A 12,830-nucleotide genomic window follows, 5' to 3' on the forward strand; every position below is an offset into this window, starting at 1 on the left:
TGCCATTCAGCCTGTTTTCAATACCCCAGTAAACGTGGCAAGCCCAGAGATACGACTGGAATATAGGTTGTCAGCAATAGCGCTACAAGAATGGCCAGGTAGTACGGCCAGATGGTTCCGATAACATGTTCGATCCGAACCTTGGCAATTGCGCAACCTACAAACAGGCAACCGCCTACCGGAGGTGTGGTCAGACCCAGCCCCAGGTTCATCATCAGCAACATGCCGAACTGGACGGGGTCCATTCCCAGAGAAATGGCAACTGGCAGAAATATTGGCGTGCAGATCAGAATCAGTGCTCCCATATCCATGAACATGCCCAATGCCAGAAGCGACAGGTTAATCAGCGCAAGCAGTACGTACTTGTTATCTGAAATATTCTGTAGCCCTTCCAGAATGGCGGCGGGAATCTGATACAGGGCAATGAAGTAGCTGAATGCCTGAGCGGTACCAACCAGAATCATGACCATGGCTGTGGTACGAATGGCTTGCACCACACTTTCCCAGAACAGGGCGAAGGTCAGAGTGCGGTAGAAGAACACGGTGACGAAAAGAGCGTAGATGACGCCAATGGCAGCCGACTCTGTCACAGTGAATATGCCAGACACAACACCACCAATGATGACCACCGCGGTGAAAAAACCCGGTATTGCAGAACCAGCGGCAAATACGACAGCGCGCCATCCGGGGAAAACCCCAACAGGGTACTGACGTTTGACTGCCACTGTGTAGGCGGCAACGGAGAGGCATATGCACAGCAATATTCCGGGCACAACACCGGCCAGAAACAGGGACGTTATCGATATGCCGCCACCTGCGGCAAGAGCGTATAAAATCATATTGTGACTCGGCGGTATCAGAACTCCGGCTATCGAGGAGGTGACCGTCACATTGACCGAATAATCATCGTCATAACCGCGTTCGCGCATCATCGGAATCATCACGGAGCCCAACGCCGAGGTGTCTGCAACGGCAGAGCCGGAGATGCCTCCGAACAACATGGACGTCAGCACGTTTACAACGCCAAGACCTCCACGCACCTGTCCTACCAGAGTTTCGGCAAACCGGACCAGGCGAATTGCGATGCCGCCTCGCATCATGATCTCCCCGGCAAAGATGAAAAATGGAATGGCGAGCAATGAGAATACGTTGATGCCTGCCACCATTCGCTGGAAGACAATGAGCGTGGGGATTTGCTCGTAAAGTGCGGTTGCAATGGCTGCCAGACCCAGTGCAAATGCGATGGGGATGCTAAGCGCTGTGGCTAGCGCAAACACCAGAATCAGTATGGTCAGGCCCATCAGGATTTCTCGTCTGTTTCTGTCGTTTTAATGGCAAACCAGATTCGCTCCAGCATGAAGGCGGTGATGAGAGCGCCACTGAGCATCAAGGGAGCATATTGCAAGCCCTGAGGTAAACCGATCAGTGGTATATCACGTCCCCAGGTACCTTTGACCAGAGGCCAGGAACCGAAGATCATCATCATGCCGAAGCCTCCCAGAACAAAGGCATTGAAGATCTCGCACCAGCGTTGTAATCGAACTGGCAGCAGCTCGACGAGGTAGCCTATACCCAAATGAAAGTTTTCTCGCAGGCCTACTGCGGCCATAGGTAAGGTTACGAACAGGATCAGCAGCAAGGCCGCTTTCTCTGTCCAGGTTGGCGTGTCGTTGAGAACGTAGCGCCCCCATACTTGCCAACCGGTGAAGCACACAAGCAGAATCAATGCGTTTGCACTGATGAATATGACTGCCGTGGACAGGTAGTCGAAGGCTTTCCAGCGCATAAGCAGGTTCTATAGGCAGGCAATACCGGGAAGTATCCAATGCCGGAAGGGTTTGAAGAGATAACTGTCGCGAGAACATTCAGAGCATTAACCGACTGACTCTTCGGGAGTTGCTCGCGACAGGTAGTGGACTGTCAGTCAGTTGCCTGGATACGCTTGAGCAGGTCCGCTATGACGGGATCCGAAGCAAATTGCTCATAGACAGGCTGCATGGCATCGCTAAATGGCGTTTTGTCGTCGACGGCGACAATGATCGAGCCCGCTTCTTCCACGATTTTCCGAGATTCGGCTTCGCGTGCAGCCCATAGTTCTCGCTGATAGATCGCTGCTTCCTGAGCGGCTGTCCGGATAGTTTCCTGATCCTCTGCGCTGAAGGTATCCCAGGTCGTTTTCGCAAAGATGATGCCTTCCGGAACAATGGTGTGTTCATCGAGAATGTAGTATTTGGCTACTTCAAAATGACGCGTCGACTCGTAAGACGGCCAGTTGTTCTCAGCACCATCGACAACGCCTGATTGCAGCGCTGTAAATACCTCACCAAATGGTAGAGGCGTGGCATTCGCACCCAGTGCTTCAACCATGGCCACATTGATGTCGCTGTTCTGCACGCGAAATTTAAGGCCAGCAATATCTTCCACTGTATTCAGTGGTTCATTGGCATAGAAGGAGCGAGAGCCACTGGCAAACCAGCTTAGAGGAACCATGTTGGCCTCGTTCATGGCGGTTGCGATGTCCGCGCCTACTTCACCTTCCATGACGCGAAACTGGTGCTCGGGTGACTTGAAAACATAGGGTAGGGAGGCAACCCCCAGTTCCTTGACTGTATTGACCATGGGTGCTGTGGAGAAAATGCCGTAATCGAGCGCACCAAATTGAAGTTGCTCAGTCGCAAATTCACCTTCACCCAGTTGTGCCGAATGATAGTTGGTCAACGTAATGCGATTATCGGTGCGTTCGGCCACCAATTCACTGAAACGATCGAGAGCAACCGAAACCGGATAGTCAGGCGGATGAGTGTTCCAGCCGCGATATTCCTTGGCTGTTGCGGTAGTGGCGATACCGCAGAAGATTGCCGCCAATACCAGCGGCTTGCTTGCTAACTTCATTGTTCAACTTCTCCATGAGGACCTGCACAAGGCAAAGGCCACACATACAAAGCCAGAAATGAGAGTTAAGGTCAAGAAAATTATCGGGCGATGTTCTTGTTGACAATCAATAGTTCACGATGTACCTGATGCAATGCACTTCTGTATCTTGCCGGCTTGAGCAGGCGAATTAATCTCTGGCAAGGCGCGGCATTCCAACATTATCCTTGCAAATTAGTAATGCGGCTGCAGTGGAACCTTGTGCCGGTTCGACAGGTCAAGTCTATCGAGTTGAATAAACCGCTAACAGGAAACAAGTATGTGGGATTCATCAGAAAGTAGATTTAAACAAGGCGGCAGTGCCGTCAAACGAGCCATTGCCTCTACGGTGATTCTGGGTGCAGTGCTGGGTAGCTCCGTATCGGATGCCGCAGGACTTCCGGATTTCGAGAAGCTGGTTGAGGAGCAGGCAGATACCGTGGTTAGTATCGCGGTGCTGCGTGAGAGTCTGCAACCGACAGCGGCGGTGAATCCGCAGTTGCAGCAGTTGCCGGAGGAGCTACAACGATTCTTTCAGCAGGATCCGCGTAACGCTCCCTCCGAGCCTCGATCCGGTCGTGGTGTCGGCTCAGGTTTTATTGTCTCTGAAGATGGCTATGTGGTGACCAACGCCCATGTCGTTGAGGGTGCCTCCGAGATGATTGTAACGCTCGATGATCGTCATCAGTATCCAGCCACTCTGGTCGGTCTGGATGAGGCGACTGATATTGCCTTGCTGAAGGTGGATGCAACGGGTCTGCCGGCGGCTGAGCTGGGTAATTCCGATGATGTAAAGGTAGGGGAATGGGTGCTTGCAATCGGCTCACCCTTCGGGCTTGACCATACGGCAACCCAAGGGATCGTGTCGGCCGTCGCGCGCAACCTGCCATCGGGTGGTTATGCGCCTTTCATACAGACTGACGTGGCTGTTAATCCGGGTAATTCCGGAGGACCTCTTTTCAATACAGAGGGTGTAGTGATTGGTGTTAACTCGCAAATCTACTCAAGCTCAGGTGGTTATCAGGGGCTGTCTTTTTCCATTCCCATTAATGTTGCCAAGCATGTTGTCGATCAGTTGAAGGCGACCGGTCATGCAAGTCGTGGCTGGTTGGGTGTTGCCATTCAGGATGTGGATCAAGGGCTGGCTGATGCATTCGGGCTGGACTCTCCCACTGGCGCCCTGGTTTCCAGTCTGGCCGATGCAGGGCCGGCATTGGCGGCTGGTATTCAAACTGGCGATATCATTGTCGAGTTCAACGGAGCGCCGGTCAATCGTTCAGGTGATTTGCCGCCACTGGTCGCATTGGTGGCGGCCGGACAGAATGCTACGGTTTCGGTATTGCGTAACGGCGAGCCACAAGAGATTGAGGTGAAAATCGGCGAATTTGATTCTGAGCAAGTAGCCTCTAATGCTCCTGCAAGTTCAGCTGCCGATCAGTTGGGTCTGGTGGTCGGTAAGTTGGATGAGCAAATGATGCAGGAGCTTGGCATCGATCATGGTGTTCGTGTCATGCAGGTGTTGCCTTCGGGGGCTGCGGCTAAAGCATCCATCATGACCGATGATGTTATTCTGTCACTCAATGGCAAGGCGGTTTCTGATCCGTCTGAGTTTGTTGCACAGCTCGGCAAACTGGAGGCGGGCAAGAGCGTCGCGGCACTGGTCATGCGTGGGCAGAATTCTCGCTATATGGCCATTGAAATTCCTGATTCTCACGAGTAAACGCTGAACAGTAGTTACGATTCGACGGGGTCATCGTCCATAAAGGTTGATGACCCCCGGTAATTCAGGCTTGCAGGTAGTAGAACAATGCTGCGCCGACAGCAAGCATGACCATGGCCCAGCCCACACGCTCCATATTGCGTTCGATTAGCGGTGCAACGGCAGGTCCGGCGCGTGCAACCAGGTAGGATTCCAGAAAGAATCGTGCCCCGCGTCCAATCACGGATGCTGCCATGAAGGGGGCAAAAGCCAGCCCCAGAACGCCGGCTCCGATGGTGAACAGTTTATAGGGAACCGGTGAAAACCCTGCGATGAACACCGCCCAGAAACCCCAATGTGAAAACCAGCTCAGCACCAGGTCAAATTGATGTTGCCAGCCGATTTTGACAATAAATGGTCGTATGAGATCGCCTCCGTATATACCGATCATGTACCCCAGAATGCCACCTAGAACGGAGAACAAGGTAGCGATCAAGGCGTATCGCATGGCACGTTTCGGTTTGGCCAGCGTCATGGGAATGAGCATGGTATCGGGTGGCAATGGGAAGAACGAGGACTCGGCGAAGCTGACCAGTGCCAGCCATCGCTCGGCATGTCGGTGACCTGCCCATTGCATCATTTTGCGGTAGATCGACCCGAACAAACCGGCATTGACGCTGGTTGAGGGAGTGGGGCCTGGTAGTGCGGTCATTATGTGGGTAAGGTCTGGTTGTAAAGCGGCATTCTAGGGCATCAAACTGACGAAACGCTGACGATTTCATCTGTATTTCGTCATTTCCGGGCTTTTTCAGGTAACCGGATTATCCTTCAAGTGCCGTAAATATTTATAGTATGATGTGGGCTCGTTCACAAACTGGAATAGACGCAGGTGTCTGACAATTCCAAATCCAAAACACTGCACTATCTGCGCTCCGTGCACGATGGTCAGCCCCGCAATATAGAGGCATCCATTCGTCTCATGCTGCGCCGCCGGCGTGTCTGTAAAGACACGGAGCTGGATCCTGGCGATCAGTCGATCATGCGCATTCAGCACCGTCGGGTGTCTACTTCAAACAATCCGGTTCTTTTGCATCTGGTCAAGTATGTGCCGGGTGAGAAAGCTGCAACGCTGGATCCTGAGCCCGAAGGAGCCGAGGATGAAGAAGGTGCTCAGCGACCACCTCGTGGCAAGGAGTTCAAGGCCGGTGAATGTTTCATGCTGGTCAACGATGCCGACGTCATCTTTTGTGCCAGTGGCATTACCCAGGCTGCAGCCAGAGTGTATTTTCGGCAATTCTTTGCGGAGTGTGGTGTCGAGAAAGAAATGTGCCTGTTCGATTTGCTGCCTGCCGCAGATCTGGACCGGCTCGCGATCATCCGCAAGCACGGCGTGGGGTCCATACAGTTGGGAAGCGTTGCCTACGAGGCCAGTCGCAAACTGTTGCCGGACAACTCGACCATGGGGCGACGTTTACTAAAGAGCGTTTCTGATCAGGTAGCCGCTCTGGTTGCCAAGGATGACACCGTGCTTGAACAACGCGCCATGGAGGATCTGATTGTGAACGTGGAGTTGAAGCTACAGGGCAATACTCATGCAGATATCGAAGCGCAGCGTTCGATTGACAAAATCGCGGTTGCCATGTTGTCTGATGAGCAAGGTAGCGAGGGTTTTACCATCGTGACGCGCGATGGCAATCGCCTGTCAGATCTCTCGGTCAAGCTGCACAAACGCATCAAAGTGACGTCATACAATAACTCTGTAGAGCATACTTCGGTCTGGACGGCATTGAGCAACTATTACGATGAGCTGAAGGAGGGTAAACTGCTAGAGACATGAACCTATCTGACATCACGATTGACTGGCCGCGCATTTCCGGTTTTGTACTGGCTGCGGTGGCGTCGTGTGTGGCTGGTTGGTACGGACAGCCATTGGTTCATGGCAACGCCGAAGCGTCACGCATCATAGTCAACGTGTTCTCGATCATGGCCGGGGTTCTGATAACCATCATGACCTTGTTGGGAGAACCCAGCCTCTATCGTGGCAGAAACTGGCGTGCGGATGCGGTGCGACGCAGCAATGTGTATCGTCGCCTTGTTCGCCAGAAAATTCTGTTCGTTCTCTATCTGGTCACCCTGGTGTTGGTATTCCTGTCCAGTCTGTTCAAAGGGGAGTACAGCAGCCTTGCCGTGTTGCGATACATTGAGATTGCCTACTTGTCCTGTGCCTGTATGGCATTCATTCTGTCGATGAATCTACCGGGGCGATTGACCAGTTTGCAGCTGGCCAGATTTGACGAAATGGTAGAAGCACGCCGCAAGGCGGAGAAGCCTCGCAAAGAGGAAGGTTGATCGTTCCCGGCATTTGTAAACCAGCGTGACATGTCATGCTCTGCTGCGGATATGCTCTAAGTGATGTGTATACTTCGTCACATATAAATGCGCACGCGCAGTTGCACTCCAGGCTTTTGCTGACTGTAAAAACCATCAGTTTATTTTAGATGAGTTGCGTCTTTTTCTCACCAGATGCCTTGAATCACCCATGGTTGACAACGGTATACATCGATTGGCCAGCGAGTCCGGATCAGTAGCATCAATGAGTGACAATGGCGAGGTTCTGGTCGTTGCCACAAGGCAGGCCGATGCCATCAGATTATGCGATATTCTTTGCCTTGCCGGTTACAGGCCGCACTGGTGTCCCGATTTTTCTTGTTCTGAGCGACTGCAATCCAACGGCAAACTGGCTACCAGCATCGTAGCCATTGTGCTGTGCCACAGGGTTCAAGCGCAACCAACCGGAACAGGCCCCAGTGGCATCAATCTTCCCAGCGAGCTGCCTAATCAATTACGCTGCCGAAGGATCATTGCGGTATCGGATTGCACGGCTGAGCAGACCGTTGTTTCCTTGCTGGATGATGGCGCGCATCATTGCTTCAACTTGTTGGAGAGTTCCTCTGTACTGCAAGTGCGGTTGGAGGCAGCACTGCGTCATCATGGTCGTCCCATCAACGACATTCTGACGTCCGGGAATATCAGCTTCGATCTGCTGAAACGTCGAGTGACGCACTCCGGTTTTGTTGTCGATCTTTCACCGAAGGAATATGAGCTGGCCTACTACCTGTTTTCGAATCGGGACCGCCTGGTAGAAAATGGAGAGTTGCTGACTTCAATATGGTCTTTGCCAGCGGGAATGGAGACGCGTCGTATCGATACGGCAGCGTGCCGCGTGCGCAAGAAACTCAAGCTGACAGCAGAGCATGGCTGGGAGCTGAAACGTCAGAGACGTCTCGGCTACCGCCTGGTTCGAACACACTAGTCGTTCTTTCTGTGCCGTGCAATGATCGCTTGTCAGGCGATCTTCTCAAGAGCCTTCTGGCCTACGCCGAGTCGACCGACTGGAACGGCATTGCGTCGAATCGACGTATTGGGGCCAATCACGAAAAGATCACCATTGCGGCCATTGAGTTGGCGGGCAATACCAGCTGACTTGGCGACATCGACCTGGGCATCAAGATGAGCGGGCTCGCCGTGTACCGGAATTACCAGAGATGGTCTGACCCAGCTGTAGAGTTTTTCCAGTTCCTGTCTGCCCGGATGTCCGGATGCATGGATAGGCAGCTCAGAGGTGTCCGGTGTCACGATGATGATGCCCCGAGCTTGTAGGCGCTCGATAAGCATTTCGATAGAACTTTCGTTACCCGGAATAGCTCTGGCGCTGAAGATAACGGTATCTCCTTCCTGCAGTGCCAGGTCCCGGAAGCTGTCGTGGCTGAGTCGATGCAGTGCCGTGCGAGGCTCACCCTGGCTACCTGTTGCCACCAGTAGCAAGGATTCACGAGGCAGATAGCCCAGGTGGTCCGACTCGACCAATGTGGGAATGTCCGGCCACAAGCCGCTAGCCTTGGCGGCACCCGCCGTATTGATGAGAGATCGGCCCAGCAAGCCCAGATGTCGTCCGGTCTCTTTGGCTATTCTTGCGAGCGTGTGCAGGCGTGCAATGTTGCTGCCGAAGCAGGCGACAACCACTCGGCCAGTCGCGTTAGTGACATGATGATGCAGTCCATCGTAGAGCGCGCTTTCAGATAGTGAATGTCCGGGCTGATCTGCACAGGTTGAATCACAGACCATGGCCTGAATCCCCGAGTCGCCCAATGCCCGGTAGATTGACTCATGGTAGTGATGGCCAATAACAGGGTTGGGGTCCAGCTTCCAGTCCGCGGTATGGAAAGCGCTGCCTGCCGAGGTACGAATTGCAACACCGCATGGGCTGGGGATTGAGTGGGTGTTGGGAATCCATTCCACGTCGAAGGCACCGATACGCATGCGGTCTCCGGGCTCGACTAGCGTGATCACGGCCTTGTTGACCAGACCGTGCTCTGCCAGCTTGCGTCGTAACATTTCTGCCGTGAAAGCCGTCGCATAGATTGGACAACGCAGCTTGCGCCATAAATGGGCTACCGCGCCGATATGATCCTCATGAGCATGTGTGAGCAGCAGGGCTTGGAGTTGCTCACGTCGCTCTGTAATGAAGCCAGGGTCGGCCATCTGTACGTGATAGCCACTGCGGTTGCTACCATCAGCGTCACGGAATGTGACACCGCAATCCACCATGAGCCACTGGTCGTCGTGACCGTAAAGGTTCATGTTCATTCCGATTTCGCCGCAGCCACCCAAGGGCAGAAACCAGAAATCACTTGCATCAGGTGTCATGTATTCAGTAGTTTCCCGGAAAAGTGTTGGCAGACATCAGGTACCATCGGTGCCTATACGCATCTGCTAAAGAATAGGTTTGAACTCGTTTCATGTATACCCTACTGATTGTATTTCTGCTGTTGTCCATCATCTTTTCGTTCCTGTGTTCCATCTGGGAGGCGGTGTTACTGAGTGTTACCCCCTCGTTTACCCAGATGCAGATCCAGGAAGGTAACGAGCTTGGCGATTCATTGCAGGAGTTCAAGTCAAATGTTGATAGGCCGTTGGCGGCTATCCTGACGCTCAATACCATAGCGCATACAGTCGGTGCTATTGGCGTCGGTGCTCAGGCAACGAAGATCTGGGGTGCCTCTTTCATGTCAACCGCCGTTGTTCCGGTGCTCATGACGCTGGCCATTCTGGTGTTCTCTGAAATCATACCCAAAACCATTGGTGCAAATTACTGGCGTGAGCTGGCTGGCTTTACGGTTCGCAGTCTGAAGCTCGTCATGTGGGTGTTGGCGCCATTGGTCTTTGTCAGTCAGATTATCACCAGTGCTCTCAAGAAGGACAAGGAAGCATCGGTGTTCAGTCGTGCGGATTTTGGCGCCATGGCGGAGCTGGGCTCCCAGCAAGGCGTGTTCGATGAAGATGAATCCAATATTCTGCGTAACCTGTTGCGCTTCAATACCATCTTTGCAAAGGATGTCATGACGCCTCGCACGGTGATGATCTCCGCAGACGAAAGTACGACGATTAGTGACTTTCACGATCAGCACCCGCATTTAAGGTTCTCTCGCGTACCGGTTTACGAGGGAAGTCAGGACAAGATTACAGGCTATGTTCTGAAGAATCAGGTGTTGAAACACCTGCTGGACGGCAAGGGTGACGAGCCTCTGTCTGCTATTCGACGCGAGGTGCTCGCAGTCAAGGAGTCTTACCCCATTCCGGAGTTGTTCAGCCACTTCACGGCCAAGCGCGAGCATATTGCCGTGGTTGTCGATGACTTTGGCGGCACGGCTGGAATTGTCTCGATGGAAGATGTCATCGAGACGCTATTGGGATTGGAGATAGTGGATGAGACCGATAATTCGTCAGATATGCAAGAGATGGCGCGCAAGCAGTGGGAAGAGCGGGCACGTAATATGGGCTTGCTGGAATCTGGTGATGACTTGAAAAGTGATCTTGACCCGAAAGAGCCGGTCTAGTCTTTCTTGCCCCGTAGTTTCTGGTAGCCCATGAAAAGTACCAGAGCTGCGATTCCGGCTAGAACGCCAACAGTGGTATTCAGCAGAGTGGTTGTCAGCTGCTCTGCGAGGCTGCCGATGCCTTTGATGTCTGTAAATACGGGTAGTCCGGAGACGCCATCTGCTGCGCTCTGGATTTTGACAGCCAACCAGTGAAACCCGTGAGTGAGAATGCCGCCTCCAACGATGAACATGGCGGCGGTGCCAACGACTGAAAGGAATTTCATCAGCTTCGGTGCAAACCACAAAATGCCTCTGCCTACCGCCTGGCTGAAGGCGCTGGGCTTGCTGCCATCAGCAGGGGCCGTCAAGTGAAGACCCGCATCATCAAGCTTGACGATGCCAGCGACCAGGCCGTAGACGCCGATAGTCATGATGGCGGAAATAGCAATAAGGGTTGCGACCCTCACGCCGAACGTGGCGGCACCGACGGTACCCAGAGTTATGACAATGATTTCTGCGGAGAGGACAAAGTCGGTACGAATGGCGCCCTTTATCTTGGTTTTCTCAAGTTCAACAAGATCTACTTTCTCGTCGGCCAGGGCTTCGAGTAATTGTTTTTTCTCGGCGTCGGCTTCTGCCGGGTGCAGGAACTTGTGAGAAAGCTTTTCCACACCTTCGAAGCACAGGTATAGCCCACCCAGCATCAGTAAAGGGGTGATAAGCCATGGGGCGAGGGCGCTGATGGCAAGGGCAACGGGAACCAGTATCGCCTTGTTCATGGCAGAGCCTTTGGCCACCGCCCAGACAACAGGGAGCTCACGATCAGCTTTGACACCTGTCACCTGCTGAGCATTCAATGCCAGATCATCGCCCAGGACGCCAGCCGTCTTCCTGGTGGCGATTTTCGTCATGGCAGCAACATCGTCGAGTATCGATGCAACATCGTCAAGCAGAGCAAGCAGGCTGGTTGCCATGAAATAGGTCTCAAAGGTTCAGATCATTGGAAACGGTACTGTACAACCAAAAACGCCCGCCACAAGGGCAGGCGTTCAAGTTACATCGTGCGGATGTATTAGTTATGCTTTTGGTACAAAAGCACTACACCAGCCAGCGGAATGTACAGCACTTCCTGGAAACAATGGGCAAGGGCCCATTTCTGAGTCAGCAGCACCGGTATACAGTGTGCATGTGCCACAACTCTGGTCAGCCTTCTCGCTTACAGCAACATATTGTAACGCTTGAGCCTGTGCTGACTCTGGGTCTACGGCAGGTGTGTCGTCGGCACGACTGGGCAGGCTGGCTACCAGTGCGCTAACAGGAATTACTGCCGCACTCACACCCATCAGTGAGACGAATTTACGACGTTTGATATCAGTCATCGGATTTTTACCTGTTTCCAGAGAATAGAGACGTGTACAGCTGTCGTCATAATATACGAGCAGCTTTATCTTTGGATGTGTAAACCGAGAAAGATTGCAACGTTAATTGATAAAAATCAATCGCTTAACATGATTGATAATCATTCTCGTTAGCATTCAGCCGGCGACGGGCGTCGTTCGTGCCGCCGCGATCAATTGATCGTATTGTCGTTGGAAGTGGGCAATGAGCTGCACATGTCGAGTCAGTACCTCGGCGCTGCAATTGGCTTTGACAGCAGGCAAGGTCTTGATGAGGTTGCGCAAATTACGCGTAACATTCTGCAAATTGTTTTTCATGGGATCACTCCGTACAGATCTGGGCAGTTTTCAGGGCCGCAGAAACAGTTTTTATTGGTCTTGGCCAAAGTTATAGATCTATTCTGTGCGAATACAACGCAAAAGAATGCTCTATTGGCGACCATTACGTTAGTGAAATGGAGTTACTTACGGAAATTTTCATTCAAAAATCCGAAAATGAGCAATCTGCGTAGACCCCATACTGTCTGAACAAGACTTATTGCAGTATGGTTTTGGTGGCCATACTGCGTTTGTCTCGGCAGATCAGTATTCATCCTCGGATCGAGGATCATCCATGACATCGTCCAGAATGAAGGCTTCCCAGTCTTCCAGTACTTCCCGAAAATGCTTGAACGCCAGTGTGTAGCTGGTGGGCTCAGCAGCAGGGCTGCTGTTGTCATCCTCGCTCTCGACAATCGGTGTCAGCGTCACGCCTTGTGGGCCGATCAGCACCTGATGAGCGTTTCCTATGAATTCACGGGATTCATCTGAGCCATCTTCGATGGCGGTCAGATCATCCATGAGGTCGCCACAGATGTGGTCACTCCCCTGGACGTCAGTTTCCAGAAAAGTCATTAGCATCTTTTCAGCTGCAGGTCCGCGAGCTTTGGGATTGCCGTCCTTGTC

Annotated in this window: 14 protein-coding genes; 5 read left to right on the top strand and 9 right to left on the bottom strand. The window is 52.7% G+C overall.

Annotated features, from left to right (window positions below):
- Positions 1-17 precede the first annotated feature (17 nt).
- The 3 genes from IMCC3135_RS10775 to IMCC3135_RS10785 all read right to left on the bottom strand — a co-directional run bounded on the left by IMCC3135_RS10775 (position 18) and on the right by IMCC3135_RS10785 (position 2,892).
- The gene (locus IMCC3135_RS10775; protein WP_088917605.1) at positions 18-1,301 is read right to left on the bottom strand and encodes a TRAP transporter large permease; all 1,284 of its coding nucleotides are present in this window, start codon (positions 1,299-1,301) and stop codon (positions 18-20) included.
- Positions 1,301-1,786, bottom strand: coding sequence for a TRAP transporter small permease (locus IMCC3135_RS10780; RefSeq protein WP_088917606.1), 486 nt, complete (start codon positions 1,784-1,786; stop codon positions 1,301-1,303). Before IMCC3135_RS10780 ends, IMCC3135_RS10775 begins: the two co-directional genes overlap by 1 nt.
- A 134-nt stretch (positions 1,787-1,920) precedes the next feature.
- Positions 1,921-2,892, bottom strand: a complete 972-nt coding sequence (locus tag IMCC3135_RS10785) for a TRAP transporter substrate-binding protein (protein ID WP_088917607.1) — start codon at positions 2,890-2,892, stop codon at positions 1,921-1,923.
- A 298-nt stretch (positions 2,893-3,190) separates the two neighbouring features.
- Here IMCC3135_RS10785 and IMCC3135_RS10790 point away from each other — a divergent pair, with 298 nt between their 5' ends.
- Entirely contained in the window at positions 3,191-4,630 is a 1,440-nt protein-coding gene (locus IMCC3135_RS10790; RefSeq protein ID WP_088917608.1) for a Do family serine endopeptidase, read from the top strand.
- A gap of 64 nt (positions 4,631-4,694) precedes the next feature.
- Here the strand turns inward: IMCC3135_RS10790 and IMCC3135_RS10795 are convergent, their stop codons facing one another.
- Positions 4,695-5,321, bottom strand: a complete 627-nt coding sequence (locus IMCC3135_RS10795; protein ID WP_169727441.1) for a YqaA family protein — start codon at positions 5,319-5,321, stop codon at positions 4,695-4,697.
- Positions 5,322-5,498: 177 nt separating this feature from the next.
- On the opposite strand from IMCC3135_RS10795, the gene IMCC3135_RS10800 reads away from it, so the two are divergent.
- The 3 genes from IMCC3135_RS10800 (at position 5,499) to IMCC3135_RS10810 (ending at position 7,922) form a co-directional block, all read left to right on the top strand.
- A complete protein-coding gene (locus IMCC3135_RS10800; RefSeq protein ID WP_088917609.1) occupies positions 5,499-6,446 on the top strand; it encodes a hypothetical protein in 948 nt (315 codons plus the stop codon).
- Positions 6,443-6,958, top strand: coding sequence for a hypothetical protein (locus IMCC3135_RS10805; RefSeq protein ID WP_088917610.1), 516 nt, complete (start codon positions 6,443-6,445; stop codon positions 6,956-6,958). The genes IMCC3135_RS10800 and IMCC3135_RS10805 overlap by 4 nt, the downstream gene beginning before the upstream one ends.
- Before the next feature lie 190 nt (positions 6,959-7,148).
- On the top strand, positions 7,149-7,922 hold the full coding sequence (locus IMCC3135_RS10810; RefSeq protein WP_088917611.1) for a response regulator transcription factor: 774 nt from the start codon (positions 7,149-7,151) through the stop codon (positions 7,920-7,922).
- Between the two features lie 32 nt (positions 7,923-7,954).
- Here IMCC3135_RS10810 and IMCC3135_RS10815 read toward each other — a convergent pair whose 3' ends face one another.
- The gene (locus tag IMCC3135_RS10815; RefSeq protein ID WP_088917612.1) at positions 7,955-9,316 is read right to left on the bottom strand and encodes a ribonuclease J; all 1,362 of its coding nucleotides are present in this window, start codon (positions 9,314-9,316) and stop codon (positions 7,955-7,957) included.
- A 92-nt stretch (positions 9,317-9,408) separates the two neighbouring features.
- On the opposite strand from IMCC3135_RS10815, the gene IMCC3135_RS10820 reads away from it, so the two are divergent.
- Complete coding sequence (locus IMCC3135_RS10820; protein ID WP_088917613.1) at positions 9,409-10,506, top strand: hemolysin family protein; 1,098 nt, start codon at positions 9,409-9,411, stop codon at positions 10,504-10,506.
- On the opposite strand, the gene IMCC3135_RS10825 is transcribed toward IMCC3135_RS10820, so the two are convergent.
- The 4 genes from IMCC3135_RS10825 to IMCC3135_RS10840 all read right to left on the bottom strand — a co-directional run bounded on the left by IMCC3135_RS10825 (position 10,503) and on the right by IMCC3135_RS10840 (position 12,779).
- Complete coding sequence (locus IMCC3135_RS10825; RefSeq protein WP_088917614.1) at positions 10,503-11,462, bottom strand: DUF808 domain-containing protein; 960 nt, start codon at positions 11,460-11,462, stop codon at positions 10,503-10,505. The two genes, IMCC3135_RS10820 and IMCC3135_RS10825, sit on opposite strands and share 4 nt — an antisense overlap.
- 102 nt (positions 11,463-11,564) lie before the next feature.
- On the bottom strand, positions 11,565-11,867 hold the full coding sequence (locus IMCC3135_RS10830; protein WP_205737999.1) for a high-potential iron-sulfur protein: 303 nt from the start codon (positions 11,865-11,867) through the stop codon (positions 11,565-11,567).
- Positions 11,868-12,023: 156 nt separating this feature from the next.
- Complete coding sequence (locus IMCC3135_RS10835) at positions 12,024-12,203, bottom strand: hypothetical protein (RefSeq protein WP_088917615.1); 180 nt, start codon at positions 12,201-12,203, stop codon at positions 12,024-12,026.
- 264 nt (positions 12,204-12,467) lie between these two features.
- Complete coding sequence (locus tag IMCC3135_RS10840) at positions 12,468-12,779, bottom strand: hypothetical protein (protein ID WP_169727442.1); 312 nt, start codon at positions 12,777-12,779, stop codon at positions 12,468-12,470.
- Positions 12,780-12,830 lie beyond the last annotated feature (51 nt).

Source organism: Granulosicoccus antarcticus IMCC3135 (assembly GCF_002215215.1).
GTDB lineage: Bacteria > Pseudomonadota > Gammaproteobacteria > Granulosicoccales > Granulosicoccaceae > Granulosicoccus > Granulosicoccus antarcticus.

What these genes read in the sequence shown, in the direction of transcription:
- IMCC3135_RS10840 (WP_169727442.1), bottom strand. Translation starts at nt 12,779, where the DNA reads ATGACTTTTCTGGAAACTGACGTCCAGGGGAGTGACCACATCTGTGGC.
- IMCC3135_RS10815 (WP_088917612.1), bottom strand. Translation starts at nt 9,316, where the DNA reads ATGACACCTGATGCAAGTGATTTCTGGTTTCTGCCCTTGGGTGGCTGC.
- IMCC3135_RS10835 (WP_088917615.1), bottom strand. Translation starts at nt 12,203, where the DNA reads ATGAAAAACAATTTGCAGAATGTTACGCGTAATTTGCGCAACCTCATC.
- IMCC3135_RS10820 (WP_088917613.1), top strand. Translation starts at nt 9,409, where the DNA reads ATGTATACCCTACTGATTGTATTTCTGCTGTTGTCCATCATCTTTTCG.
- IMCC3135_RS10790 (WP_088917608.1), top strand. Translation starts at nt 3,191, where the DNA reads ATGTGGGATTCATCAGAAAGTAGATTTAAACAAGGCGGCAGTGCCGTC.
- IMCC3135_RS10810 (WP_088917611.1), top strand. Translation starts at nt 7,149, where the DNA reads ATGGTTGACAACGGTATACATCGATTGGCCAGCGAGTCCGGATCAGTA.
- IMCC3135_RS10795 (WP_169727441.1), bottom strand. Translation starts at nt 5,321, where the DNA reads ATGACCGCACTACCAGGCCCCACTCCCTCAACCAGCGTCAATGCCGGT.
- IMCC3135_RS10775 (WP_088917605.1), bottom strand. Translation starts at nt 1,301, where the DNA reads ATGGGCCTGACCATACTGATTCTGGTGTTTGCGCTAGCCACAGCGCTT.
- IMCC3135_RS10825 (WP_088917614.1), bottom strand. Translation starts at nt 11,462, where the DNA reads ATGGCAACCAGCCTGCTTGCTCTGCTTGACGATGTTGCATCGATACTC.
- IMCC3135_RS10785 (WP_088917607.1), bottom strand. Translation starts at nt 2,892, where the DNA reads ATGAAGTTAGCAAGCAAGCCGCTGGTATTGGCGGCAATCTTCTGCGGT.
- IMCC3135_RS10830 (WP_205737999.1), bottom strand. Translation starts at nt 11,867, where the DNA reads ATGACTGATATCAAACGTCGTAAATTCGTCTCACTGATGGGTGTGAGT.
- IMCC3135_RS10780 (WP_088917606.1), bottom strand. Translation starts at nt 1,786, where the DNA reads ATGCGCTGGAAAGCCTTCGACTACCTGTCCACGGCAGTCATATTCATC.
- IMCC3135_RS10805 (WP_088917610.1), top strand. Translation starts at nt 6,443, where the DNA reads ATGAACCTATCTGACATCACGATTGACTGGCCGCGCATTTCCGGTTTT.